The 23830-nt window shown below is 66.3% G+C and carries 23 protein-coding genes; 8 read left to right on the top strand and 15 right to left on the bottom strand.

The window, feature by feature from the left end:
- Positions 1-21: 21 nt before the first annotated feature.
- The 7 genes from B9Y64_RS05000 to B9Y64_RS04970 all read right to left on the bottom strand — a co-directional run bounded on the left by B9Y64_RS05000 (position 22) and on the right by B9Y64_RS04970 (position 7212).
- Positions 22-966 carry an NAD-dependent epimerase/dehydratase family protein gene (locus B9Y64_RS05000; protein ID WP_100439716.1) on the bottom strand — a complete coding sequence of 315 codons (945 nt, stop codon included), beginning with the start codon at positions 964-966 and terminating at the stop codon, positions 22-24.
- Between the two features lies 1 nt (position 967).
- Positions 968-1699, bottom strand: coding sequence for an SDR family oxidoreductase (locus B9Y64_RS04995; RefSeq protein WP_100439715.1), 732 nt, complete (start codon positions 1697-1699; stop codon positions 968-970).
- Between the two features lie 2 nt (positions 1700-1701).
- The gene (locus B9Y64_RS04990) at positions 1702-3015 is read right to left on the bottom strand and encodes an FAD-binding oxidoreductase (protein WP_100439714.1); all 1314 of its coding nucleotides are present in this window, start codon (positions 3013-3015) and stop codon (positions 1702-1704) included.
- Positions 3012-4430: a UbiA family prenyltransferase gene (locus B9Y64_RS04985; protein ID WP_100439713.1), complete on the bottom strand. Its 1419-nt coding sequence runs from the start codon at positions 4428-4430 to the stop codon at positions 3012-3014. The genes B9Y64_RS04990 and B9Y64_RS04985 overlap by 4 nt, the downstream gene beginning before the upstream one ends.
- A gap of 113 nt (positions 4431-4543) precedes the next feature.
- Positions 4544-5527 carry a lysylphosphatidylglycerol synthase transmembrane domain-containing protein gene (locus B9Y64_RS04980; protein WP_100439712.1) on the bottom strand — a complete coding sequence of 328 codons (984 nt, stop codon included), beginning with the start codon at positions 5525-5527 and terminating at the stop codon, positions 4544-4546.
- Entirely contained in the window at positions 5528-6466 is a 939-nt protein-coding gene (locus B9Y64_RS04975; protein WP_100439711.1) for an electron transfer flavoprotein subunit alpha/FixB family protein, read from the bottom strand.
- The gene (locus B9Y64_RS04970) at positions 6466-7212 is read right to left on the bottom strand and encodes an electron transfer flavoprotein subunit beta/FixA family protein (protein ID WP_100439710.1); all 747 of its coding nucleotides are present in this window, start codon (positions 7210-7212) and stop codon (positions 6466-6468) included. Before B9Y64_RS04970 ends, B9Y64_RS04975 begins: the two co-directional genes overlap by 1 nt.
- Positions 7213-7501: 289 nt before the next feature.
- Between B9Y64_RS04970 and rfbB the strand changes: the two genes are divergently transcribed.
- The 4 genes from rfbB to rfbD are packed head-to-tail and all read left to right on the top strand — an operon-like array spanning position 7502 to position 10903.
- Positions 7502-8557, top strand: coding sequence for a dTDP-glucose 4,6-dehydratase (gene rfbB, locus B9Y64_RS04965; RefSeq protein ID WP_100439709.1), 1056 nt, complete (start codon positions 7502-7504; stop codon positions 8555-8557).
- A gap of 14 nt (positions 8558-8571) precedes the next feature.
- Entirely contained in the window at positions 8572-9459 is an 888-nt protein-coding gene (gene rfbA, locus B9Y64_RS04960) for a glucose-1-phosphate thymidylyltransferase RfbA (protein WP_100439708.1), read from the top strand.
- The gene (gene rfbC, locus B9Y64_RS04955) at positions 9456-10013 is read left to right on the top strand and encodes a dTDP-4-dehydrorhamnose 3,5-epimerase (RefSeq protein ID WP_059036223.1); all 558 of its coding nucleotides are present in this window, start codon (positions 9456-9458) and stop codon (positions 10011-10013) included. Before rfbA ends, rfbC begins: the two co-directional genes overlap by 4 nt.
- Positions 10010-10903 carry a dTDP-4-dehydrorhamnose reductase gene (gene rfbD / locus B9Y64_RS04950; RefSeq protein ID WP_100439707.1) on the top strand — a complete coding sequence of 298 codons (894 nt, stop codon included), beginning with the start codon at positions 10010-10012 and terminating at the stop codon, positions 10901-10903. The genes rfbC and rfbD overlap by 4 nt, the downstream gene beginning before the upstream one ends.
- 98 nt (positions 10904-11001) lie before the next feature.
- On the opposite strand, the gene B9Y64_RS04945 is transcribed toward rfbD, so the two are convergent.
- Both B9Y64_RS04945 and B9Y64_RS04940 read right to left on the bottom strand, forming a co-directional pair.
- A complete protein-coding gene (locus B9Y64_RS04945; protein ID WP_100439706.1) occupies positions 11002-12405 on the bottom strand; it encodes a mannose-1-phosphate guanylyltransferase/mannose-6-phosphate isomerase in 1404 nt (467 codons plus the stop codon).
- An 11-nt stretch (positions 12406-12416) separates the two neighbouring features.
- Positions 12417-13763, bottom strand: a complete 1347-nt coding sequence (locus B9Y64_RS04940; RefSeq protein ID WP_100439705.1) for a phosphomannomutase — start codon at positions 13761-13763, stop codon at positions 12417-12419.
- Positions 13764-13902: 139 nt separating this feature from the next.
- Between B9Y64_RS04940 and B9Y64_RS04935 the strand changes: the two genes are divergently transcribed.
- Genes B9Y64_RS04935 through B9Y64_RS04925 form a run of 3 tightly spaced genes read left to right on the top strand, consistent with a single transcriptional unit; the run spans position 13903 to position 15905 of the window.
- Entirely contained in the window at positions 13903-14637 is a 735-nt protein-coding gene (locus B9Y64_RS04935) for a CoA transferase subunit A (RefSeq protein ID WP_100439704.1), read from the top strand.
- A gap of 1 nt (position 14638) precedes the next feature.
- A complete protein-coding gene (locus tag B9Y64_RS04930; protein WP_100439703.1) occupies positions 14639-15271 on the top strand; it encodes a CoA transferase subunit B in 633 nt (210 codons plus the stop codon).
- A 46-nt stretch (positions 15272-15317) separates the two neighbouring features.
- Positions 15318-15905: an alpha-ketoglutarate-dependent dioxygenase AlkB family protein gene (locus B9Y64_RS04925; RefSeq protein WP_100439702.1), complete on the top strand. Its 588-nt coding sequence runs from the start codon at positions 15318-15320 to the stop codon at positions 15903-15905.
- 56 nt (positions 15906-15961) lie between these two features.
- Here the strand turns inward: B9Y64_RS04925 and B9Y64_RS04920 are convergent, their stop codons facing one another.
- From B9Y64_RS04920 to B9Y64_RS04905, 4 genes are read right to left on the bottom strand one after another with little or no spacing between them, the layout of a single operon-like run.
- The gene (locus tag B9Y64_RS04920) at positions 15962-16603 is read right to left on the bottom strand and encodes an ABC-type transport auxiliary lipoprotein family protein (RefSeq protein ID WP_100439701.1); all 642 of its coding nucleotides are present in this window, start codon (positions 16601-16603) and stop codon (positions 15962-15964) included.
- Positions 16600-17526: an MlaD family protein gene (locus tag B9Y64_RS04915; RefSeq protein WP_100439700.1), complete on the bottom strand. Its 927-nt coding sequence runs from the start codon at positions 17524-17526 to the stop codon at positions 16600-16602. Before B9Y64_RS04915 ends, B9Y64_RS04920 begins: the two co-directional genes overlap by 4 nt.
- A 3-nt stretch (positions 17527-17529) precedes the next feature.
- Positions 17530-18357 (bottom strand): ABC transporter ATP-binding protein, encoded by an 828-nt coding sequence (locus tag B9Y64_RS04910; protein ID WP_100439699.1) that lies wholly within the window; start codon positions 18355-18357, stop codon positions 17530-17532.
- A 1-nt stretch (position 18358) separates the two neighbouring features.
- Positions 18359-19480, bottom strand: coding sequence for an MlaE family ABC transporter permease (locus B9Y64_RS04905; RefSeq protein ID WP_100439698.1), 1122 nt, complete (start codon positions 19478-19480; stop codon positions 18359-18361).
- Between the two features lie 91 nt (positions 19481-19571).
- On the opposite strand from B9Y64_RS04905, the gene B9Y64_RS04900 reads away from it, so the two are divergent.
- A complete protein-coding gene (locus B9Y64_RS04900; protein WP_014645868.1) occupies positions 19572-20831 on the top strand; it encodes a threonine/serine ThrE exporter family protein in 1260 nt (419 codons plus the stop codon).
- A gap of 98 nt (positions 20832-20929) precedes the next feature.
- Here B9Y64_RS04900 and B9Y64_RS04895 read toward each other — a convergent pair whose 3' ends face one another.
- Complete coding sequence (locus B9Y64_RS04895) at positions 20930-21313, bottom strand: H-NS family nucleoid-associated regulatory protein (protein ID WP_049398421.1); 384 nt, start codon at positions 21311-21313, stop codon at positions 20930-20932.
- Between the two features lie 221 nt (positions 21314-21534).
- Positions 21535-23238: a proline--tRNA ligase gene (locus B9Y64_RS04890; RefSeq protein ID WP_100439697.1), complete on the bottom strand. Its 1704-nt coding sequence runs from the start codon at positions 23236-23238 to the stop codon at positions 21535-21537.
- Positions 23239-23830: the final 592 nt, after the last annotated feature.

Here is a 23830-nt window from a genome sequence, read left to right as displayed (position 1 = left end):
GTCTTCTTCTGTTCTTGTGGATCAGCGCTGCAGCACGATGTGGCTGTAGCGCGGGTCGGTGTAGCTCTCGCGGATGGCTTCTTCAAACGGCGTCTGCTTCACGCCGAAAACCGCTTCCGTGTCGATGCCCTTGAAGTCATCGCCGGCACTGAGGGCCTTGAGCTGGTCCGCAGTAAAAGGCGGTTTGCTGCTGAACAGGCTGTAGACCTTCAGCAGGAAGCCGAAGAAGCCGATCGGGATGTGCACGATCACCGTATGCAGCTTCTTTACCCGCTTGATGGTGCGGATGATGTCCACGTAATCCACACGGGTATCGCCGACGATGTCGAAGACCTCGCCGTCCGGTTCGGTTTCGATGCACTTGGCTATGCAGCGGCAGAAGTCGCGTTCATACAGAGGCTGGCGCATGAATCGGCCATCGCCCGGGATCGGGAATACCGGCGTGCGAGCCATGAAGCGCGACAACCAGCCCAGGTGCTTGGGGTCGAACCAGCCGAACATCAGCGTCGGGCGCAGCACGCAGTGGCGCTGGCCGCTGGCGACCACCATCTCCTCCTGCTCGCGCTTGGTATTGGTGTAATCGTCCTTGGCGACCGAATTCACCACCGACGAGCTGATGTGCACCATGTAGGGCACGGCGGCGTCCCGGGTGGCCTTCAACACATGGCCGGTGGCCGTGATGTTGTTGCGGACGAACAGGTCGGTGGTCTTGCCGGTGATCTGCGCGTGCAGCTGCACCACGCAGGCGGCGCCGTTGAACTCGGTCGCCCACGCGCCAGGTTCAGCCAGGTCGGCTTTCACCACGCGGACATCCGGATGCAGGCCCTGCAGGATATCCAGGTTATGGGCATGCTTGTCGATGGCCACCAGCTGGGTGTAACCCTGCTGCTTGAGCTCGACGATCAGGTTCTGCCCGACCAGGCCGGCAGCACCGGTGATGACGATCTTGGCGTGCTTGTCGGTCATGTCAGAGCTTGATCCTGCGGAAGACGAATTCGGGAATGTTCTTGATGATCATCATGATTGCCCACCAGAAGCCGGGCAGGTAGGCCACTGCCTTGCGCTTGCCGATCGCCTTGAGGATGCCGGCGGCCACCTTGTCCGGCGTCGCCCACAGGGCGCCCTTCTTGAAGGCGGCGGTCATTGGCGTATCGACGAAACCCGGCTTGATCACCAGGACGTTGACGCCGGCCGGGCGGAGCCGCTGGCCCAGGCCGCTGAGATAGGCTGTGACCGCAGCCTTGGCGCTGCCGTACAGATAGTTGCTGGCGCGGCCACGATCACCGGCCACCGAGGAAATGACCGCCAGGCTCGCACCGGACTGCAGGCGCTGGGCCAGCGCCGCCGCGAGGGCGATGGTGGAGGTGCCGTTGGTGGCGAACTCGCGCAGCGACAGGTCCACGGAGGCATCGCAGGCCGCCTGGTCGGGCAGGGTGCCGTGGGCGATCAGGACGGTATCGATGCCGCCCAGGGCGGCCCATGCGGTGTCCAGCAGTGCGCCATGGGCCGAGACATCGTTCACGTCCAGAACACCGGTATCCACATGCTTGGCACCGCGCACGCGCAGGTCGGCGGCAATGGCGTCCAGTTTCGCGGGGCTGCGACCAACCAGGTAAAGCGCCGCAGCGCGTGTGGCGTACAGGCGCGCAACCGATTCGGCGATGGCCGACGTCGCGCCGATGATCAGGATCTTCTGCATGGTTACTCCATCACCCGGCGCCAGAAGCCGGATGAGAATCGAGGGTCGATGAAGCGGGAGAAGGCTTCCCAGGCGGGGTAGGCCTGGCGGAACAGGGCGCCGGACATGCGCGCGTCCTTGGCCGGATACACCGCGCCGCCAGCCTCGCTGACGATGCGATCGAGCCGGTCGAGCATCTTCAGCAGATCCGGTCCGTCATTGGGGAAATCCAGGGCCAGCGTTGTGCCGGGGCGCGGGAAGGACAACATGCCCGGTGAGGGGCGGTTGCCGAACTCCTTCAGCACGGCCAGGAACGAGCCACGGCCGCTGCGGGCGATTTCTGCCAGCAGCGCCGCCGTTGCATCGCGGGCGTGTTCCGGCGGAAGCACGCACTGGTGTTGCAGGAAGCCGCGCGGGCCATACATGCGGTTCCAGTGGTTGATGCCGTCCAGCGGATAGAAATAGCTCTGGTAGTGCGATACGTGGCGAGCCCGGCGAGCCGGCTGGCGCCAGTAGTACAGGGTGTTGAACGGTCGCAGGGTAAGGCCGTTGACCAGCGAGACCGGTGGCACCAGTGGCATGCTGCGCCGCGGGGCCGAACCGGGCGTGGCCGCCTGCGCATTGCCAGGGGCATGGTCACCACGAAGGAAATGGCCGCGGCCGAGGTTTGCGCCCTTGGCCAGGCAGTCGATCCAGGCCACCGTATATTCAAACCCTTCGGCGGAGTCGCGCGAAAGCTCGAAGAATTCGTTGAGATTGCCGAAACGGATCGACTCGGTTTCGATCCATGGGCCGGGTACCCGACGCAGTTGCAGCTCGGCCCAGGTGATGAAGCCGGTCAGGCCAAGCCCACCTGCGGTGGCTGCGAACAGGCCACTGCTGTCGTCTGGCGTGAGCTGCTGCCGCGAACCATCGCTGCGCAGCAGTTCAAGGCGCCGCACGTGGTGGCAGAACGTACCGGCGCGATGGTGGTTCTTGCCATGCACGTCGTTGCCGATGGCACCCCCAACAGTGGCGTAGCGGGTGCCTGGGGTGACGGGCAGGAACCAGCCGGAGGGCAGCGCGATATCCAGGATGGCGGCCAGGGTCACGCCCGCCTCGCAGCGCACGATGCCGGTGGCAGGATCGAATGCGATGAACCGGTCCAGCCCGCGGCTGGTCAGCAGCGTGGCGCCTGGATTCAGGCAGCTGTCGCCGTAGCTGCGACCGTTGCCATGGCCCAGCACGCTGCCGCCATCAGGCGGCAGCGGCAGCGCGGCATCACGGTCGAGCACCGGAAGGATCCGTTGCTCGACGCGCGGGTAGCGCCCCCAGGACTGGCCGATTGTCCCACTCATATCGCAAGCAGGACGATGAGCACGCAGAGGCCGATGACGATCTGGCTGCCGCGGTCCATGGCCGCGAACACGATCGGGTCGTCATGCATGTCGCCACGGTGGGAAACGATCCACATGCGGCTGATCCAATACAACAGGATCGGGCACAGCAGCCACAGCAGCTTCGGGTTGGTGTACAGCTCCAGGCTCTCGGGGCTGTTGATGTACAGCGCAAAGACCAGCACGCCGATATAGCCGGCGGCCGCACCCAGCGACTGCACCAGCGGCAGGTCAGCCACCGAATAGCCGCGGCCGATGGCCATTTCCTTGCCACTGGCCAGGGCCGAAGCCAGTTCGGTATAGCGCTTGAGCATGGCCAGGCTGAGGAACACGAACATCGAGAACGCCAGCAGCCAGAATGAAAGCTCGGAGTTGATCGCCACCGTGCCGCCGATGATGCGCACGGTGTAGAGCGCCGCGAGCATCACCACGTCGATCATCACGATGCGCTTGAGCTTGAGCGAATAGCTCAGGGTCATCACGTAGTAGCACAGCAATACGGCAGCGAAGGCCGGGCTGCAGACCAGTGCCAGCGCGAAACCGGCCAGGGTGATCAGGGGGGCGACCAGCAGGCCCTGCAGCAGCGGCAGCGTGCCGGCAGCAAACGGACGCTTGCGTTTGCGCGGGTGCATGCGATCAGGCGTCAGGTCCAGCAGGTCATTGAGCAGGTAGACACCTGATGCGCACAGGCCGAAGGCCAGGAAGGCCACGCCTGCATCGATGATCGAGGTGAGGTCGAAGAAGCGATGCGCCGTGAGCAGCGGCACCAGCACCAGCAGGTTCTTCAGCCACTGGTAGACACGCAGGGCCTTGACCCAGGTGAGCAGGCCGCCATTCTGCGATGGCAGATGGGCCAGCACCTCGGTCTGCCTGGCCGCTGCGCGCGCCAGTGCCGGGCCGTTGTTGACCACGAATGCACCACCGGCATGGGCCCAGACCTTCAGGTCGACGGTGCCGTTGCCCATGTAATCGAAGCCGCGCTCGCCAAAGCGCGCCGCCAGTGCCTTGCCCTTGTTGCTGCCGGACAGGTTGGTGTGGCCGTCGCTGGCCATCACTTCCTCGAACAGGCCCAGATGGTCGGCGATGGGCTGGACCAGCAGGCGGTCGGAGGCGGTGCACAGCACGCGCGGGCGCTGCGTGGTGGTGCGCAGGATCTCCAGCACGCGCTCGTCGTAGGGCAGGGTTTCGGCCGGCAGTTTCACGCGGGAGGCCAGCTGGCGCTTCACATGGGCCTTGCCCTTCAGCAGCCAGAAGGGCAGGAGAAAGACGTAAAGCGGATTGTGGGCCAGCAGGGCCAGCAGTGACTCGTACAGGATGTCCGAGCGCAACAGGGTGCCGTCGAGGTCAACGCAGAGCGGGCGATTGGAAACCGTCACAGTGCGTCGGCTCCATTCCTGGGTGCATCCAAATTTCGCATTGCAGTGTTCTTCAAGTCCCTGATAACCCGACGATGATAAGTGATCGGGGCTTCAGGGGCAGCAGTAGGGCTTCAGTGGCCTTGCCGGGGCGCTGAACCGGCAGACTCCAGCGCGATCATCGCCAGCACGCCCACCAGCACGGCCAGCCACAGGCTGACCAGGCGGATGCCGATGGCGATGGCCAGCGCCGCGTCGGTGTCGACACCGCTCGCGTTCAGCATCATTACGATGGATGCCTCGGTGGTGCCTACCCCACCGGGTACGAAGGACAGCGCGCCGACCAGCATTGCCAACGGATAGATGCCGAGCGCGAGTGGCCACGGCAGGTCAATGCCGGAGGTATGGCACAGCCACGCGAAGGCGATTGCGGTGAGCCCCCAGGCGCCCACGCCCCAGCTGGAGCTGCTGGCCAGCAGGCCAGGACGCATCAGTGGGCCCAGAGCGCCGGCACCGTCCACCAGGAAGTGACCGAGCTGGCGCAGCGGCCTTCCCGGCACCAGATCGATCACATGGCGTGAGGCACGTGCCAGCGGTGACCAGCAGGCAAATGCAACCAGCGCAGACAGGACCAGCAGAATGATCACGGTGAGCAGGCCGAACACGGGCACCAGCGTGGCAGCTCCGATTGCCAGCAGGGTGATGACCAGCAGGTCGATGGCGCGTTCGAAGATGAAAGTGCTGAGGGTGGTCCTGGCGGGGACATGCAGCCATCCGAAGTAGCGGATTCGCAGCAGTTCGCCTGCCTTGCCGGGTGAGGCGGTGAAAGCAAAGCCTGCCAGATAGGCCAGAAGCCCCTGCCTCCATTGCGGCAGCGGGAAACCCTGGGCACGCAGAATGCTGCGCCATCGCAGGTAACGCAGGAGATAACTCAGAAGTACCAGCAGGGCGCAGGCGCCGAGAGGCGCCGCCATGTCGGCGAGCCGGGACAGAATATTCCTGTCCCGATCGATGTAGCACAGAGCAGCGATATAGACCGCTGCGATGATGATGACCCAGCGGGCCGCTCGTCCCCGGCGGTCCGGCGACGCCGGTGCCGGGGACGCGCTTCCACTCATTTACAACGCCTTTTCCAGCTCCGGCAGGATCGCAAACAGATCCCCCACCAGGCCGATATCGGCAATCTCGAAGATCGGCGCATCGCCGTCCTTGTTGATCGCGACGATCGTGCCGGCATCCTTGATGCCGGTCAGGTGCTGGATGGCACCACTGATGCCGACGGCCACGTACAGTTCCGGCGCGATGATCTTGCCGGTCTGGCCGACCTGCAGGTCGCTGGGTACGTAACCGGCATCGACCGCAGCACGCGAGGCACCGACGGCGGCACCGAGCTTGTCGGCCAGCTGGAAGATGACCTTGAAGTTCTCTTCCGAGCCGACACCGCGGCCGCCTGAGACCACGCGCTTGGCGCTCTGCAGGTCCGGGCGGTCGCTGGCACCGGCGGCGAGGCCGACGAAGCGGGTATGGCTCGGCAGGGCAGCATCGACGCTGGCCGCTTCGATGGCGGCGCTGCCGCCCTGGGCGGCTTCCGGCCACGATGCGGCACGCACGGTGGCGACCACGATCTGGTCGGCCGGGGCTTCGACGGTGATGATCGCGTTGCCGGCGTAGATCGGGCGCTTGAAGGTGTGGCTGCCTTCAACGCTCATCAGGTCGGAGACCTGGTTGACGCCGAGCAGGGCGGCCACGCACGGCATCAGATCCTTGCCGAAGGTGGTCGACGGGCCGAACACGTGGGTGTAGCCCTTGGCCAGCTGCGCGATCTGCGGTGCCAGCACCTGGGCGATGGCCTGTGCGTTGGCAGCATTGGCCACGGTCAGGACCTTGGCGACGCCGGTGATCTTCGCGGCCTCGGCGGCCACTGCGGCCGGATCGGCGGCCAGCACCAGCACGTCGATGCTGGCACCGCTGATGGCGGCAGCGGCGCTGACGGTCTTGGCGGTCGCGGCGTTGAGCTTGCCGTCGTGGTGCTCGGCGATGACGAGAATCCTGCTCATTACAGCAACCCCTTCTGCTTGAGTGCGGCAACCAGTTCGGCCGCGTCCTTGACCATCACACCCTTGCTGCGCTTGGACGGCGCGGCGTACTGGGTGGTCTTGAAGGTGTCAGCGGCTTCAACGCCGAGCTCGGCCAGCTGCAGGGTCTCCAGCGGCTTGGCCTTGGCCTTCATGATGTCCGGCAGCTTGATGAAGCGCGGCTCGTTCAGGCGCAGGTCGGTGGTGACCACGGCCGGCAGGTCGACTTCCAGCGTTTCCAGGCCGGCGTCGACTTCACGGGTGACCGTGGCCTTGCCGTCGGCGATTTCAAGCTTGCTGGCGAAGGTCGCCTGCGGGCGGCCCCACAGCGTGGCCAGCATCTGGCCGGTCTGGTTGGCGTCGTCGTCGATGGCCTGCTTGCCCAGGATCACCAGGTCCGGCTGTTCCTTCTCGATCAGCTTGAGCAGGGTGCGGGCGGCGGTCAGCGGCTGGATGGCCTGGTCGGTGACCACATGCACGGCGCGGTTGGCGCCCATGGCCAGGCCGTTGCGCAGATGCGCCTGGGCGTCGGCCGGGGCGATGGTGGCGACCACCACTTCGCTGGCGATGCCCTTGTCGCGCAGGCGCAGGGCTTCTTCCAGGGCGATTTCATCGAAGGGATTGGGGGACAGCTTGACGCCGTCGGTGACCACGCCGGAACCGTCCGGCTTGACCTGAATGCGGACGTTATAGTCCACCACGCGCTTGTACGCGACGAGGATTTTCATCTGGTACGGGGTCCTTGTAGTGCCGGCCGCTGGCCGGCTCACATTTGCTGGAGATCATCCGGTCCTGCAACAGCAACCGGTTCGGGGGGTGGGATCACGATTCTAGCTGGCTTGAGGGGACCATGCGAATGCGTATGGTGATGCTGCAGCGCGGCATGGGACGGACGTAGCAAGAGCGCCATTCACGACACGCTGGCAGTCGTGAAGACGGGGGGCATGTATGCTGTGCCGCTGTGCGGGGGCGCCCAAGTGCGCCCCATGGATGACATTTCGATCAGGAGAACAGGTAGTGCCCACATGGCTTGTCACCGGCGGCGCCGGATTCATTGGCGGTAATTTCGTTCTCGAAGCCGTCGCCCGCGGCATCAAGGTCGTCAACCTCGATGTCCTTACCTACGCCGGTAACCTGAAGACCCTGTCCAGCCTGGAAGGCAACCCCAACCATGTGTTCGTGCAGGGCGACATCGGCGACCGTGATCTGGTCGCTCGCCTGCTGGCCGAACACCAGCCGGACGCGGTACTGAACTTCGCTGCCGAAAGCCACGTGGACCGCTCCATCGACGGCCCGGGCGCCTTCATCCAGACCAACGTGGTGGGCACCCTGGGCCTGCTGGAAGCGGTGCGCGACTACTGGAAGGCGCTGCCGGCCGGGCAGGGCGCGGCCTTCCGCTTCCTGCACGTGTCCACCGACGAGGTGTACGGCACCCTGGGCGAGACCGGCAAGTTCAGCGAAACCACCCCGTATGCCCCGAACTCGCCGTACTCGGCGTCGAAGGCGGCCTCGGACCACCTGGTGCGCGCGTTCCATCACACCTACGGGCTGCCGGTGCTGACCACCAACTGCTCGAACAACTACGGCCCCTACCACTTCCCCGAGAAGCTGATCCCGCTGGTGATCGCCAAGGCGCTGGCCGGCGAGCCGCTGCCGGTGTACGGCGATGGCAAGCAGGTGCGCGACTGGCTGTTCGTGTCCGACCACTGCGAGGCGATCCGCACCGTGCTGGCCAAGGGCCAGGTCGGCGAGACCTACAACGTCGGCGGCAACTCGGAAAAGCAGAACATCGAAGTGGTGCAGGCCATCTGCGCATTGCTGGACCAGCGCCGTCCGCGCGAAGACGGCCAGCCGCGCAGCAGCCAGATCACCTATGTCACCGACCGTCCTGGTCATGACCGCCGCTATGCGATCGATGCTTCCAAGCTGAAGAACGACCTGGGCTGGGAACCGGCCTACACCTTCGAGCAGGGCATCACCTTCACCGTCGACTGGTACCTGGACAACCAGGAATGGGTCAACGGCGTGCTCGACGGCAGCTACCGTCTGCAGCGCATCGGCACCGCAGCCTGAATCCAGGAGACCTCATGACCCAGCGCAAGGGCATCATCCTCGCCGGTGGTTCCGGCACCCGGCTGTATCCGATCACCAAGGGCGTCAGCAAGCAGCTGTTGCCGGTGTACGACAAGCCGATGATCTATTACCCGCTCAGCGTGCTGATGCTGGCGGGTATCCGCGAAGTGCTCATCATCAACACGCCGCACGAGCAGGCCCTGTTCCAGCAGTTGCTGGGCGACGGTTCGCAGTGGGGCATGGACATCCAGTACGCGGTGCAGCCGAGTCCGGATGGCCTGGCCCAGGCCTACCTGATCGGCCGCGACTTCGTCGCCGGCAAACCGAGCTGCCTGGTGCTGGGTGACAACATCTTCCACGGCCACGGCCTGCGCGAAGTGCTCAAGCGCGCCGACGAACGTGTGGACGGCGCCACCGTGTTCGGTTACTGGGTGAACGACCCGGAGCGCTATGGCGTGGCCGAGTTCGACAAGAGCGGCAAGGTGATCGATCTGGTCGAGAAGCCGGACAATCCGCGTTCGAACTACGCGGTTACCGGCCTGTACTTCTACGACGGCAAGGCCAGCGACTACGCCGCTGAGCTGAAGCCGTCGCCGCGTGGCGAACTGGAGATCACCGATCTCAACAAGCGCTACCTGCAGGAGGGCAATCTCCATCTGGAAGCGCTGGGCCGCGGTTATGCCTGGCTGGATACCGGTACCCATCAGTCCCTGCTTGAGGCCTCCAACTTCATCGAGACCATCCAGACCCGCCAGGGCCTGCAGGTCTGCTGCCCCGAAGAAATTGCCTTCGGCCAGGGCTGGATCAACGCCGAGCAGCTGGAGGCACTGGCTGCACCGCTGATCAAGAACGGCTACGGCCAGTACCTGCACAAGCTCGCCCTGCGTGGAGTCGTTCCGTGAAAGTGATTGAAACCAGGTTGCCTGGCTGTGTGGTCATCGAGCCAGCCGTATTCGGCGACGCCCGTGGTTATTTCTTCGAGACCTGGAACGCCGAGCGCTTCGCCGCGTTGGGCCTGCCGGACCGCTTCGTGCAGAGCAATGTCTCGACCTCGGCGCAGGGTGTCCTGCGCGGGCTGCACTACCAGTGGCCGCGCCCGCAGGGCAAGCTGGTCAGCGTGCTGGAAGGTGAGGTCTACGACGTGGCCGTGGACATCCGTCGCGGCTCGCCGACCTTCGGGCAGTGGGAAGCGGTGGTGCTGAGTGCGGAGAACAAGAAGCAGTTCTGGATTCCGGAAGGCTTCGCGCACGGCTTTGCCGTGCTGTCCGAGCGCGCGGTGTTCAGTTACCTGTGCACCGAGGTGTACCTCAAGGACTTCGATGCCGGTGTGCGCTGGAACGATGCGGACATCGCCGTGGACTGGCCGGTCAGCGCGCCGACCTTGTCGGCCAAGGACGAGAACGCGCCGTTCCTGAAGGACATTGCTGAAGACCGCCTGCCGGTCTACGTGCCATGACCGTGCTCGTGTTCGGTGGCAACGGCCAGGTCGGCCAGGAGCTGCTGCGCGCGCTGGCGCCGCTGGGCAGGGTGGTCGCGACCACCCGCAGCGGCCAGCTGCCCGACGGCAGTCCCTGCGAAACGGCCGATTTCGGCCAGCCGGACAGCCTGCCGACGCTGCTTGATCGCGTGCAACCGTCGGTGGTGGTCAATGCGGCCGCCTATACCGCCGTTGATCGCGCCGAGCAGGAAGTCGATGCCGCCTTCGCAGCCAATGCGCAGGCGCCGGGTGTGATTGCGCGCTGGTGTGCTGCACACGGCGTGCCGTTCGTGCATTACTCCACCGACTACGTGTTCGATGGCCAGGGCAGCGCGCCCTACCGCGAGGACGAACCCACCGCGCCATTGGGCGTGTACGGCACCAGCAAGCGCGATGGCGAGGATGCGGTGCGTGCGGCCGGCGGCCGTCATTTGATCTTCCGCACGGCGTGGGTGTATGCCTCGCATGGCGCGAATTTCCTGCGCACCATGCTGCGCGTGGGCGCCGAGCGCGATGCGTTGCGGGTGGTGGCTGATCAGGTCGGCACGCCGACGCCGGCCGCGCTGATCGCCGATGTCACCGCGCAGGCGCTGCAGCATCCGGGCCAGCTGTCCGGGACCTGGCACCTGACCGCCAGCGGTCAGACCAGCTGGCATGGGTTCGCCGAGGCGATCTTCGCCGAAGCGTTGGCCACCGGCGTGTTGGCCAAGGTGCCGACGGTCGAAGCGATTGCGAGCTCCGAGTATCCGACGCCGGCCAAGCGCCCGGCCTGGTCGGTGCTGGACAACCGCAAGCTGCAGCAGGATTTCGGCATCGTGCTGCCGACCTGGCAGGACGGCCTGAAGCGGGTGATGGCGGAGATCGCCTGACCTGGTAGGTGATGTGCCGACCAACGGTCGGCACCCACCCCGACCAACGGTCGGTATCCAGCCCGACCCATGGTCGGCATCCACCCGCGGGCGCGGGCTCAACTGCGCCCGTAGGTGTCCTCGAAGCGCACGATGTCATCCTCGCCCAGATAGCTGCCGGACTGCACTTCGATCAGCTCCAGCGGCAGCTTGCCGGGGTTGCGCAGGCGATGGGTCACGCCCAGCGGAATGTAGGTGCTCTGGTTTTCGCTGAGCAGGATCACTTCATCGCCACGGGTCACCTCGGCGGTGCCGCTGACCACGATCCAGTGCTCGGCGCGATGGTGGTGCATCTGCAGGCTCAGCGTGCCGCCGGGCTTGACCGTGATCCGCTTGACCTGGAAGCGCTCGCCGTTGTCGATCGAGTCGTAGGCGCCCCACGGACGATAGACCTTGCGATGCCAGGTGGCCTCGCTGCGGCCTTCGGCCTTGAGCTGCGCGACCACGGTCTTGACGTCCTGCATGCGGTCGGCCTTGCCGACCAGCACGGCGTCGTCAGTTTCCACCACCACCACATCGTCCAGCCCGACCAGCGCCACCAGGCGTTGCGCGTAGGCATAGGTGTTGCGGCAGTCGATGGCGATCACGTCGCCCTGGTGGGCATTGCCATCGCCGTCCTGCTGCGAGACATCGCGCAGCGCGGTCCACGAACCGACATCGTTCCAGCCTGCATCCAGTGGAATCACCACTGCATCGGCGGTCTTCTCCATCACCGCATAGTCGATGGAATCGGACGGAACGGCCGTGAAGGCGTCCTTGTCCAGGCGGGTGAAATCGGCATCGCGACGGGCCTGCTGCCAGGCCTGGCGGCTGCCGGCCAGCATGGTGGGCTGGAAGCGTTCCAGTTCCTGCAGGTAACGCGAGGCCTTGAACAGGAACATGCCGCTGTTCCAGTAGTACTGGCCGCTGCTGACGTAGCCGGTGGCGGTACCCAGGTCGGGCTTCTCGACGAAGCGCTCGACCGCGCGCAGGCCCTGGCCATCGGCGGCCTTGATATAGCCGTAGCCGGTTTCCGGGCCGGTCGGCACGATGCCGAAGGTCACCAGCTTGCCGGCCTCGGCAGCGGCGGCGGCGGCCTGTACGGCGCTGCGGAACGCGGTCTCGTTGGTGATCACATGATCGGAGGGCAGCACCAGCAGCAGGGCATCGGCACCGTCGCGGGTGGCCTCCAGCGCGGCCACCGCGATGGCAGGGGCGGTGTTGCGGCCGACCGGCTCAAGGATGATCGCGGCCGGCTCGGCACCGACCTGCTGCAGCTGCTCGGCGGCGACGAAGCGGTGTTCTTCGTTGGCGATCACCAGCGGTCCGCGCGCGGCGATTGGCGCCACGCGCTTCCAGGTGGCCTGCAGCATCGTCAATTCGCCCGCCAATGGCAGGAACTGCTTCGGGTACGCCTCGCGCGACAGCGGCCAAAGGCGGGTACCGGATCCACCGGACAGGATGACGGGCTGGATGCTGCTCATGCGTTCCTCGGTTACTGCTGGATGAGGCGGGAGATGTCGTCGGTGCGTGCCTGCATCAGCGCTGCATCGCCCCGGGCTTCAACATTCAGGCGCAGCAGCGGCTCGGTGTTGGAGCTGCGCAGGTTGAAGCGCCAGTCGCCGAAGTCGGCGCTGATGCCATCGGTGTGGTCCAGCGCGGGCGACTGCGCCGCGAAGTGTTCCATCACGCGCGCGACGGCGGCCTTGGCATCGGCAACCTTGAAGTTGATCTCGCCACTGCACGGGTAGGCGGCCATGCGGTCTTCGACCCAGTCGGCCAGCGAGCGCCCGCTTTCGGAGACCAGCTGGGCGATCAGCAGCCACGGGATCATGCCGGAGTCGGCATAGGCGAACTCGCGGAAGTAGTGGTGGGCGCTCATCTCGCCGCCATACACCGCGTCTTCGGCGCGCATCTTTTCCTTGATGAAGGCGTGGCCGCTCTTGCACTGCACCGGCACGCCGCCGGCCTGCTCGACCATGTCCACGGTGTTCCAGACCAGGCGCGGGTCATGCACGATCTTCCCGCCCGGGTTGCGTGCCAGGATCGCCTTGGCCAGCAGGCCGACCAGGTAGTAGCCCTCGATGAAGCGGCCGGTATGGTCGAAGAAGAAGCAACGGTCGAAGTCACCATCCCAGGCAATGCCGAAATCGGCGCCGTGTTCGCGCACCGCATCGGCGGTGGCGGCGCGGTTCTCCGGCAGCAGCGGGTTGGGAATGCCGTTGGGGAAGCTGCCATCCGGTTCGTGGCAGATGCGGATGAACTCGAACGGCAGGTGCGGTGCCAGCAGATCGACGATGGCACCGGCGCCGCCGTTGCCGGCGTTGACCACCAGCTTCAGCGGTCGCAGCTTGCCGGCATCGACGTAGCTCAGCAGGTGCTCGATGTAGGCGCTCTTGTCGTGCTGGGCGCTCTGCCCGGCACGCGGCGGTTGTGCCTCGGACGTATCGGCGGCGACCGCATCGGAAATCGCGAACAGGCCCGTATCGGAGCTGATCGGGCGCGCGTTCTCCTTGACCAGCTTCATGCCGTTGTAGTCCATCGGGTTGTGGCTGGCGGTGACCATCACGCCGCCGGCCGCACCCAGATGGTCGGTCTGGAAATAGACTTCTTCCGTGCCGCACAGGCCGATGTCGATCACTTCGCGCCCGGTACCGCGCAGGCCCGCGGCCAATGCGTCCTGCAGCGCGGGGCTGGTCAGGCGTACGTCGTGGCCCAGTACCACCGGGCCCGGCGCAAGCTGTGCCGCCAGTGCCACGCCGATGCGGCGCGCCAGCGTTTCGTTCAGTTCTTCCGGCACGCGGCCGCGGATGTCATAGGCCTTGAAGGCGGGCAGGGGCATCGATCGGATCCTTGGGGAGCTCAGCCCAAGATTGTAGTCCCAGTCCTGTATGGGAATCGTTTCCATGCCGCAACGCCACGTGACCGGTCGGCGCGCTGGCCTAGAATGGGCGCATTACATCAACGAGGTGAGGGCGTAGATGAGCAACCTGGCAACGACCGGCGGAAAGCGCGGCAAGCGCTTCGCCAGTGCGGCGGAGGCCCTGCAGGGGGTCGTCGCCGATGGCCAGACCCTGGCCGTGGGCGGCTTTGGCCTGTGTGGCATTCCCGAGGCGCTGATCGCTGCGCTGCGCGACAGTGGCGCCAAGGGCCTGACCGTGATCTCCAACAATGCCGGCGTCGATGGCTTCGGCCTGGGCCAACTGCTGGAAACGCGGCAGATCAAGAAGATGATTTCGTCCTACGTGGGCGAGAACAAGGAATTCGAACGGCAGTTCCTGGCCGGCGAGCTGGAGCTGGAGTTCAACCCGCAGGGCACCCTGGCCGAGCGCCTGCGCGCCGGTGGCGCGGGTATTCCGGCGTTCTTCACTGCCACCGGCTACGGCACGGTGGTGGCCGAGGGCAAGGAAACCCGCGAGTTCGATGGCAAGCACTATGTGATGGAGACCGCGCTGCGCGCCGACGTGGCGCTGGTCAAGGCCTGGAAGGCCGACGAGGCTGGCAACCTGGTGTTCCGCAAGACCGCACGCAACTTCAACCCGGCCTGCGCAATGGCGGGCAAGGTCTGCATCGTGGAAGTGGAAGAGGTGGTGCCGGTCGGCGCCATCGACCCGGACCAGGTGCATCTGCCGGGCATCTACGTGCACCGCATCGTGCACAACGCGCATCCTGAGAAGCGAATCGAACAGCGCACCATCCGCGCGGAGGGCAACTGACATGGCGTGGACCCGTGACGAAATGGCCGCACGCGCGGCGCGCGAGCTGACCGACGGCGCGTACGTGAACCTGGGCATCGGCCTGCCGACGCTGGTGGCCAACCACATTCCCGAAGGCGTGGATGTGTGGCTGCAGTCGGAAAACGGCCTGCTCGGTATCGGCCCGTTCCCGACCGACGCCGAAGTCGACGCCGACCTGATCAATGCCGGCAAGCAGACCGTCACTGCACGCGCGGGCGCCAGCTACTTCGGCAGCCACGACAGCTTCGCGATGATCCGCGGTGGGCACATCAACCTGGCCATCCTCGGTGCCATGCAGGTGACCGACAAGGGCGACCTGGCCAACTGGATGGTGCCCGGCAAGATGGTCAAGGGCATGGGCGGCGCGATGGACCTGGTCGCCGGCGTGCAGCGCGTGGTGGTGCTGATGGAGCACACCGCCAAGAACGGCGAGCACAAGATCCTGGCCGAATGCACGCTGCCGTTGACCGGCGTGGGCGTGGTCGACCGCATCATCACCGACCTGGCGGTGTTCGACGTGACTGACAGGGGCCTGCTGCTGGTGGAAGCTGCGCCGGGTGTCAGCGATGAGGAATTGCAGGAAAAGACCGGCGTCGCGTTCCAGCGCGGCTGATGGTACAAGGGCGGCCCAGGGCCGCCCTGTTTCCTGAGGGATCGCCATGCTGTTCCCCCACGACCTGCCCGATGCCGATGTCCTGCACGTGCCGGGCTGGCTGGCTGCGGCCGACGCAGGCCGGCTCATGGACGTGCTGCAGGCCAGCGTGCCGTGGGAGGTCCACCGCATCCGCATGTTCGGCAACTGGGTGGACTCGCCGCGGCTGAGCTGCTGGATCGGCGACCCGCAGGCCCGCTATCGCTATTCCGGTGCCGAGTTCGTGCCGCACCCATGGCCGCCCGTGCTGCAGGCCGTGCGCGAGCGCCTGGAAGCCGAGGGTCACGGCCGCTTCAACAGCGTGCTGCTGAACCGCTACCGTGGTGGCGGTGATTACATGGGCTGGCACAGTGATGACGAGCCGGAGCTGGGGCCGGCCCCGGTGATCGCTTCGCTGAGCCTGGGCGCTGAGCGCCGGTTCCTGCTGCGCCGCCGCGACGATCCGGCGCGCAAGGCCGAATTCGTGCTTGGCCATGGTGACCTGCTGCTGATGGCCGGGCAGACCCAGCGCTTCTACCAGCACGCGCTGCCGAAGATGGCGCGGGTGCAGAGCGAGCGGATCAACCTGACCTTCCGCTGGATTACCCCACGTTGACGAAGAAGGGGTCAGATCCCTTTCCTGCCGGAAAGGGATCTGACCCCTGCAACGCATCAGCGCTTGGCCGCCAGCGTGTCGTTCTGGCCGCTGGTCAACGTCCAGCCGACCACGTCCTGCGTCAGCTGCTGCAGGCCACGCTCGAAGGCCGCGGTCACCGCCGGTACGTCGGTGCTGCCGACCGGCTGGGCCTGGCGGAAGGTGCGGTCAGCCACCACGCGCTGGTCGGCGACGTGGATCAGCTTGGCGTTGACCTCGATCACCACGGTCGGCGTGGCCTGTCCCTGGTAATCCGATTCGAAGCGGCGCACGTCGGTGGACAGCTTGTAGTCGGCGCGGATGCCGGCGGTGCTGCGGGCCACGCCGCGGATGCGGCCGGAATCCTCGAAGCCGCGCAGCAGGGTGTCCTCGATCATGTCGGTGGCCGGCTGCGCCCAGCTGGCACCCTTGTAGATCTCCAGCTGCGACGGTGCCGGCCGCACATTGATGCGCGGGCTGTCGACCATGCGCGCGGCGCTGGGCTTGGCCAGCACCAGCTGCCAGCTGGCCTGCGGCCACGCCGGGTCCGCCTTGACCTGCACGGACGGCGAGTACAGCGTCACCGCGGTTTTTTCGCTGCTGCCGAGGATGGAGCAGCCGCCCAGCAGGGGGACCATCGAAGCGGCCAGCAGCAGGCGCGGAAGGGTGGTCGGGCTCATTTGGGTTCGAACTCCTTCGGTGCGTCGCGGCCCAGCAGGTAGCGCGCGGGATTGTTCTCGAGGCGGTCGCTGACCCGGCGCAGGTCGCGGACCAGGCCGCGCAGTTCGGTCAGCGTCGGGCCCAGCTGGCCGAGGCCATCGTTGGCGAAGCTGTTGATCGCGGCGCGGTTCTCGCCCAGGATCGAATCGGCGTTGCCGGCGGCCGAATCGAGCTTGGCCAGGGTGCCATCGAGCTTGTCGATGATGCCGGGCAGCTGCTGCACCAGGTTCTTGTCCAGGCGCTCGATGGTGCCGTTGGTGGTCTTCAGCGTGGTGTCCAGGCTGCGCGCGGCATCGCGCGCGCTGAGCAGCAGCGCCTGCGTGCCCTGGTCACGGTCGGCCAGGCCACCACTGATCGTCTCCAGGTTGGCCAGCGTCGCGTTGATCGAGGCCACGTTGCGGTCGCTGAGGATCTGGTCCATGCGCTCGACGATGCGGTTGGCGACGTCGGTGATGTTCTGCAGCGCCGAGGGCGTGGTCGGGATGATCGGTGCCGGATCCTTGTTGACCGTGGTCAGCGCCGGCGACTGCGGCGTGCCGCCGCTGAGCTGGATGATCGACGGGCCGGTCAGGCTGGTGATCGCCAGCTTGGCGCGGGTATCGGTCTTGACCGGCGTGTTGGAGTTCAGGCGGATGCGCGCGACCACCTGGCGCGGGTCGTCCGGCACCAGGTTCAGTTCGGTGATCGAACCGACCGCGATGCCGTTGTACTGCACCGGGCTGCCCACCGACAGGCCGGTCACCGCTTCGCGGAACACCACGCGGTATTCCTGCCACGTACGGTCGGAGGAGTACTTGGCGGCCCACAGGCCGAAGGCCAGCAGGGCCAGGCCGGTGATCAGGGTGAACGCGCCGATCAGCACGTAGTTGGCTTTGGTTTCCATGGCTCAGGCACTCTCGATCTGTTCGCCACGCGCGGCGCGCGCGCGGGGTCCGTGGAAGTATTCCTGGATCCACGGATGATCCAGTTTCTCGATTTCCGGGAGGGGCGCGTTGGCCACCACCTTGCGGTCGGCCAGCACGGCGACGCGGTCGCAGATGGCGTAAAGGGTGTCCAGGTCGTGGGTGATCAGGAACACGGTCAGCCCCAGCGCTTCCTGCAGGGTCTTGATCAGGCGGTCGAAGGCGGCCGCGCCGATCGGGTCGAGCCCGGCGGTCGGTTCATCCAGGAACAGCAACGGCGGGTCCAGCGCCAACGCCCGGGCCAGGCCGGCGCGCTTGCGCATGCCGCCGGACAGCTGCGAGGGCAGCTTGTTGATCGCATCGGCGGGCAGCCCGGCCAGCTTCACCTTCAGCAGCGCCAGCTCGTAGTGCCAGCGCTCTGGCAGCTCGCGGTGGTGTTCCTTCAGCGGCACCTGCACGTTCTCGCCCACGGTCAGCGACGAGAACAGGGCGCCGTCCTGGAACAGCACGCCGGTATTGCGTTCGATGTGCAGGCGGCTTTCGGCGTCGTCGGCACGCGCATCGCGGCCCAGCACTTCGATCCGGCCCTCGTCGGGCGTGCGCAGCCCAAGGATCGAGCGCATCAGCACCGACTTGCCGGTACCGGAGCCGCCGACCACGCCCAGGATCTCGCCGCGGCGCACGTCCAGGTCCAGGTCTTCGTGCACGGTCTGGCTGCCGAAGCGGTTGATCAGGCCCCGCACGCGGATGGCCAGCTCGTGGCCGTCGCCATCGCGCATGTCGAGGGTTTCGGGTGGGGTGGATGTGCTCATGTCACCAGTCCATGTGCATGAACCACAACGCCGCGAAGGCGTCGATGATGATCACCAGCGAGATCGTCTGCACCACGCTGGAGGTAGTGCGCTCGCCGACCGACTGCGCGGTGCCCTCGACCTTCAGTCCTTCCAGGCAGCCGATCAGGCCGATCACCAGCGCGAATACCGGCGCCTTCGACAGGCCGACCAGCATGTGCCGCACTTCCATTGTCTCGTGCATGCGCGCGATGTACATCTGCGGCGGGATGTCGAGGTCGAACGCGCCGACGGTGATGCCGCCGGCCAGGCCGGCGACCATCGCGATGAAGGTCAGCAGGGGCAGGGTGACCAGCAGCGCCAGCAGGCGTGGCAGCACCAGCAGGTCGACCGGGTCCAGCCCCAGCGTGCGCATCGCATCGATTTCCTCGCGTGCCTTCATCGCACCGATCTGTGCGGTGAACGCACTGGCCGTACGGCCGGCCAGCACGATGGCGGTCAGCAGTACCGCGAACTCGCGCAGGAAGGCGATGTTGACCAGCTCGACCACGTAGATCTCGGCACCGAAGTCGCGCAGGATGGTCGAGCCGAGGAACGCGATCACCGCGCCCACCAGGTAGGACAGCAGCGCCACCAGCGGTACCGCGTCCAGCCCGACCTGCTCCATCTGGTGCACGGTGGCGGTCAACCGGAAGCGGCGCGGTTCCTTGACCAGCCGGGCCGCCTTGACCAGGTTCTCGCCGAGGAAGCTGCACAGCGCCTTGATGTTGTGGGCGGTGGTGTGGACGCTGACGCCCAGCCGTTCCAGCGCGGCCAGCACGCCGAAATCGCGCTTGGGCTTGGGCCGGTCGTCGGCCACTTCCTCGATGGTGCACACCAGCGCCTGGTGGTCCGGGCGGAACTGCAGCGCGTCTTCGTGCAGATCGGCACGATGGGCCACGCGCAGCACCTGCAGCACGCCGGCGGAGTCGAGCTGCTCGATGCCGGTGGCATCGATGCCGGTCAACTTGTCGGGAACGCCGTGCAGGACCTCGGCCGCGGCCAGCGCGGTCTTCAGGGTCCAGGTGCCGGACAGGCGGATCAGCCCCGGGTCGTGGGCATCCTGTTCGAGCTGGGGGGCGTGGTTCGGGTTCACTTGGGCCATTCGGGTCGCAGCATAACCGGTCTGTATCGGGCTTCGCGTCGAACTCGGATGAATTTCTCCGGTGGGGCCCAGCTAGGTAATACTACGGCGCATGTCCGCAGACGCTCACACGATCCCCACGCCCCAGGCCACCTACGCGCAGCGCGTGGCCTTTGTTTCCGAGATCGCCGGACGCCTGCACAGCTATGGCACAACGGCCCAGCGCCTGGAGACGGCGGTGGTGGCACTGGCCCGCCAGCTCGATCTGGATTGTGAACCGTGGTCGAATCCCACCGGTATCATCCTCAGCTTCAGCGATCCGGCGCAGGCGATCGGCTCCAGTGACATCACCCGTGTGATCCGCCTGGCGCCCGGTGAGAACGACCTGCACAAGCTCAGCGTCGCCGACCACATCGCTGAAGAAGTGTCCAACGGGCGGATGAGCATCGCCCAGGGCCACACGGCGCTGCGCCAGTTGGACAAGGATCCGGGCCGGCGCGGCAAGCTGCGCACCATCCTGTCGTTCACCCTGGGCGCGGCGGGCGTGGCCGGCATGTGGAAGTTGCCGTGGCTGGACATCGCCACCGCCGGTGTCATCGGCTTGATGATCGGCCTGCTGGGGATGGTCACCGACCGTCGCCCGGCCACCCGTGAGGCCGCCGAGGCGCTGGCCGCGCTGCTGGCCGGCATGGTCGCCACCCTGGTGGCGTCCTTCATTGGTGCGCTCAACCTCAATACGGTGATCATCGCCTCGCTGGTGGTGCTGCTGCCCGGCATGTCGCTGACCAACGCGGTCAACGAGCTGGCCAGCCAGCACTGGGTGTCGGGTACCGCGCGCTTTGCCGGCGCGCTGACCACCATCATGAAGCTCAGCGTCGGCGCGATGATCGCGGTGACCCTGGCCGACGTGCTCGGCCTGGATCCGGTGATCCGGGCCACGCGGCCGCAGGGGCCGTGGGTGGAGTGGGGCTCGTTGCTGACCGCGGCGTTTGCCTTCGCGATGCTGTTCAAGGCCAACCGCCGCGATTACCCGTGGGTGATCGCCGCCTCGGTGGCCGGTTATGCGATCTCCAAGTTCGGCGGCCACGCCTGGGGGGCGCCCGCCGGCATCTTCCTGTCGGCAATGCTGCTGACGGCTGGTGGCAATCTGTTCGGTCGCCTGGTCGGGCGTCCGGGCGCGATCATCCGGCTCCCCGGCATCATCATGATGGTGCCCGGAAGCACCAGCCTGCGCGGCGTGCTGACCCTGGTCCAGCAGCAGGACGTGGGCGCCGGCCAGAGTGTGTTCCTCACCGTGCTTAACGTGGTGATGGCGCTGGTGGCGGGCCTGCTGTTCGGCAACCTGCTGATGCCGGCACGCAAAACCCTGTAGGTGTGGATGTGGGTGTGGACCGTTGGTCCACACACCTCTCCCGGAAATGAAAAAACGCCGGCTTTCGCCGGCGTTTTTCCTTGTATCCCGATCCGGCCTCAGGCCTTCTTGATCAGGAAATCTTCCGGCTTCTTGTTGCCCTTGGCGGTCAGTTCAGCCATCCAGCGCGGCTGCTTGCCACGGCCGGTCCAGGTTTCCTTGGGGTTGGCGGGGTTGCGGTACTTCGGGGCGACCTTGCCCAGCTTGCGGCCAGCGGTCTTCGACGGTGCCTTGGCGGCCTTGGCCACCTTGCGCGCGCGCGGAGCCGGGGCGTCGCCGAACAGTTCCTCGATGGTGTAACCCTCGGTCTTGGCCAGCTTGGTCAGCTGGGCGCGAACCTTGGTGATCGGCCGGCGCTTGGCGACGATGGTCTGCTGCTTCTTCGCGGTGCGGATCAGGGCGCCCAGCTCTCGTGCCGACAGGCCGGTCAGGTCAATGCTCATTTACGGTTACTCCGGAAACTAATGTGTGGACGGGACAAGCCAGTCCATGGCGTCGGCGGACAGAATAGAGATGAATTAATCCGAGCACAAATGCAGGCAGGACATGCCGTGGCGGCATGCCGACGCTGTCGCGGTGATTTTGACCGGATTATGTCCGCTGCAATATCCGCCCGCGCTGGCGCAGGCAAAAAAAGACCGGGGCAGGCCCCGGTCTTTCCACGTCAGCCCTGCAGTCGCTGCAGCAGGGTCGCCTTGTCCAGGCTCTCCGCGTCGCTGGCGCGGCGCGAGCGGTACTCGTAGGTGCCGGCGGCCAGGCCGCGTTCGCTGACCACCACGCGGTGCGGGATACCGATCAGTTCCATGTCGGCGAACATCGCGCCCGGGCGCAGGCCACGGTCGTCGAGTGCAGCGTCCAGGCCGGCGTCGCGCAGCTCCTGCAGCAGGTTGGCAGCGGCATCGGCCACGGCAGCATCGCCCTTCGGGTTGATCACGCACACCACGACCTGCCACGGTGCCATCGCATCCGGCCAGATGATGCCGGCATCGTCATGGTTCTGTTCGATCGCGGCAGCCACCACGCGCGAGATACCGATGCCGTAGCAGCCCATCGCCATCACCGCCGCCTTGCCGTTTTCATCCAGCACGGTGGCATCCAGCGCTTCGGCGTACTTGCGGCCGAGCTGGAACACGTGGCCGACTTCGATGCCACGGGCGATCTTCAGTTCACCGCCGTCCAGGGCACGGTCGCCCGCACGCACGTTGCGGAGGTCGGCCACTTCCGGTTCCGGCAGATCGCGGCCCCAGTTGACGCCGGCCAGGTGGAAACCGGCTTCGTTGGCGCCGACGACGAAGTCGGCCATCGCCGCCACTTCGCGATCGGCGACCACGCGGATCGCCTTGGCCGGGGCGACCGGACCGAGGAAGCCTGGCACGCTGCCCAGGTACTCGGCGATTTCCGCCTCGCTGGCGAAGCGCTGCTCGTCCAGGCCCGGCACCTTGGCCAGCTTGATCTCGTTGACCTCATGGTCGCCGCGCACCAGCACCAGCACGAACTGCTGTGCCTCGCCTTCGCCGGCGATCAGTGCCACCGACTTCACGGTGCGCTGCAGGTCGATGCCGAGCAGGGCCGCGACGTCCTCGCAGGTCTTCTGGGTGGGGGTATCCACCTTGCGCATCGTTTCGGTGGCGGCGGCGCGCGGCGCCGGATCGGCGGCGATCGCCGCTTCCATGTTGGCCGCGTAGTCCGAACCGGTGGAGAACACCAGTGCGTCCTCGCCGGAATCGGCGATCACGTGGAATTCCTGCGATGCATCGCCGCCGATCGCGCCGGAGTCGGCCTGCACCATGCGGAAGTCCAGGCCGAGGCGGGTGAAGATGCGGCTGTAGGCCGACTTCATGTTCTCGTACTCGCGCACCAGGCACTCATCGTGCAGGTGGAACGAGTAGGCGTCCTTCATCAGGAATTCGCGCGAGCGCATCACGCCGAAGCGCGGACGGATCTCGTCGCGGAACTTGGTCTGCACCTGGTAGAAGTTCACCGGCAGCTGCTTGTAGCTGGACAGCTCGCTGCGCGCGAAGTCGCAGGCGGCTTCTTCGGCGGTCGGGCTGTAGCAGAACACCTGGTCCTTGCGGTCCTTGATCTTCAGCAGCTGCGGGCCGAACTTCTGCCAGCGGCCGGTCTGCTCCCACAGTTCCTTCGGCTGGATGGTCGGGATCTGGAATTCCACGGCACCGGCCCGGTCCATTTCCTCGCGCACGATGCGCTCGACCTTGCGCAGCACGCGCAGGCCCAGCGGCGACCAGGTATACAGGCCCGATGCCAGCTTGCGGATCATGCCCGCGCGCAGCATCAGCCGATGGCTGGTCAGCTCGGCGTCGCTGGGGGTTTCCTTGGTGGTGTGCAGGTGGAACTGGGAGAGGCGCATCGTCGGCTTCGGATAACGGCAGAGACGCCTATTCTGCCAGCCCGGCCGGGGGAGGGGTATTGGCAGGGCTGCGCCCTGCACCCGCCTCAAGCAACGTCAACAGCAACAGCAAAAACGCGTTTCCTGGGAGATGGCGGGGTGGGTCCGGCGGCAGGGGACGCCGTAAACCCCCAGACCGGCCCAGCCGCTGGCGGCTGTGCGTTCGGGCGCTTGCGAAGCAGTGCTTCGCAAGCAAAGCGCCCTCACCCATGGGGGCTTGGTCGCGGCATCCATGCCGCTCACACCCCTGCCGCCGGACCCACCCCGCCTTCGACAGTTTCCCGCGACCTGTTGGACATGCCGATGGGGGTCAGATCCGTTTTCCGCGACCTGTTGGACATGCCGATGGGGGTCAGATCCGTTTTCCGCAGGAAAACGGATCTGACCCCGGATTCAATTCGAGATCTGACAGATTTCATCCACGCATGGCGTGGATCTACCACCGTCACCAGGAACCTGTCGGAGGTGGGGCGGTGTGGGCTGGCAGGACCGTTGGCGCCATGGATGGCGCCATCGAGCCCCCAGGGATGGGTTTACGGCGTGTCCTGCCAGC

The organism is Stenotrophomonas maltophilia (genome assembly GCF_002799245.1).
GTDB classification, from domain to species: domain Bacteria; phylum Pseudomonadota; class Gammaproteobacteria; order Xanthomonadales; family Xanthomonadaceae; genus Stenotrophomonas; species Stenotrophomonas maltophilia_S.
The sequence above is the reverse complement of the archived record's forward strand: the minus strand, read 5'-3'. Positions and strand labels throughout refer to the sequence as shown.

Excerpts from the sequence above, each read along its gene's own strand:
- B9Y64_RS04900 (WP_014645868.1), top strand. The coding sequence starts at position 19,572 with ATGTCCGCAGACGCTCACACGATCCCCACGCCCCAGGCCACCTACGCG.
- B9Y64_RS04995 (WP_100439715.1), bottom strand. The coding sequence starts at position 1,699 with ATGCAGAAGATCCTGATCATCGGCGCGACGTCGGCCATCGCCGAATCG.
- B9Y64_RS04920 (WP_100439701.1), bottom strand. The coding sequence starts at position 16,603 with ATGAGCCCGACCACCCTTCCGCGCCTGCTGCTGGCCGCTTCGATGGTC.
- B9Y64_RS04910 (WP_100439699.1), bottom strand. The coding sequence starts at position 18,357 with ATGAGCACATCCACCCCACCCGAAACCCTCGACATGCGCGATGGCGAC.
- rfbA (WP_100439708.1), top strand. The coding sequence starts at position 8,572 with ATGACCCAGCGCAAGGGCATCATCCTCGCCGGTGGTTCCGGCACCCGG.
- B9Y64_RS04970 (WP_100439710.1), bottom strand. The coding sequence starts at position 7,212 with ATGAAAATCCTCGTCGCGTACAAGCGCGTGGTGGACTATAACGTCCGC.
- B9Y64_RS04905 (WP_100439698.1), bottom strand. The coding sequence starts at position 19,480 with ATGGCCCAAGTGAACCCGAACCACGCCCCCCAGCTCGAACAGGATGCC.
- B9Y64_RS04935 (WP_100439704.1), top strand. The coding sequence starts at position 13,903 with ATGAGCAACCTGGCAACGACCGGCGGAAAGCGCGGCAAGCGCTTCGCC.
- B9Y64_RS04930 (WP_100439703.1), top strand. The coding sequence starts at position 14,639 with ATGGCGTGGACCCGTGACGAAATGGCCGCACGCGCGGCGCGCGAGCTG.
- B9Y64_RS04975 (WP_100439711.1), bottom strand. The coding sequence starts at position 6,466 with ATGAGCAGGATTCTCGTCATCGCCGAGCACCACGACGGCAAGCTCAAC.
- rfbD (WP_100439707.1), top strand. The coding sequence starts at position 10,010 with ATGACCGTGCTCGTGTTCGGTGGCAACGGCCAGGTCGGCCAGGAGCTG.
- B9Y64_RS04890 (WP_100439697.1), bottom strand. The coding sequence starts at position 23,238 with ATGCGCCTCTCCCAGTTCCACCTGCACACCACCAAGGAAACCCCCAGC.
- B9Y64_RS05000 (WP_100439716.1), bottom strand. The coding sequence starts at position 966 with ATGACCGACAAGCACGCCAAGATCGTCATCACCGGTGCTGCCGGCCTG.
- B9Y64_RS04945 (WP_100439706.1), bottom strand. The coding sequence starts at position 12,405 with ATGAGCAGCATCCAGCCCGTCATCCTGTCCGGTGGATCCGGTACCCGC.
- B9Y64_RS04990 (WP_100439714.1), bottom strand. The coding sequence starts at position 3,015 with ATGAGTGGGACAATCGGCCAGTCCTGGGGGCGCTACCCGCGCGTCGAG.
- B9Y64_RS04940 (WP_100439705.1), bottom strand. The coding sequence starts at position 13,763 with ATGCCCCTGCCCGCCTTCAAGGCCTATGACATCCGCGGCCGCGTGCCG.
- B9Y64_RS04895 (WP_049398421.1), bottom strand. The coding sequence starts at position 21,313 with ATGAGCATTGACCTGACCGGCCTGTCGGCACGAGAGCTGGGCGCCCTG.
- B9Y64_RS04915 (WP_100439700.1), bottom strand. The coding sequence starts at position 17,526 with ATGGAAACCAAAGCCAACTACGTGCTGATCGGCGCGTTCACCCTGATC.
- B9Y64_RS04925 (WP_100439702.1), top strand. The coding sequence starts at position 15,318 with ATGCTGTTCCCCCACGACCTGCCCGATGCCGATGTCCTGCACGTGCCG.
- B9Y64_RS04980 (WP_100439712.1), bottom strand. The coding sequence starts at position 5,527 with ATGAGTGGAAGCGCGTCCCCGGCACCGGCGTCGCCGGACCGCCGGGGA.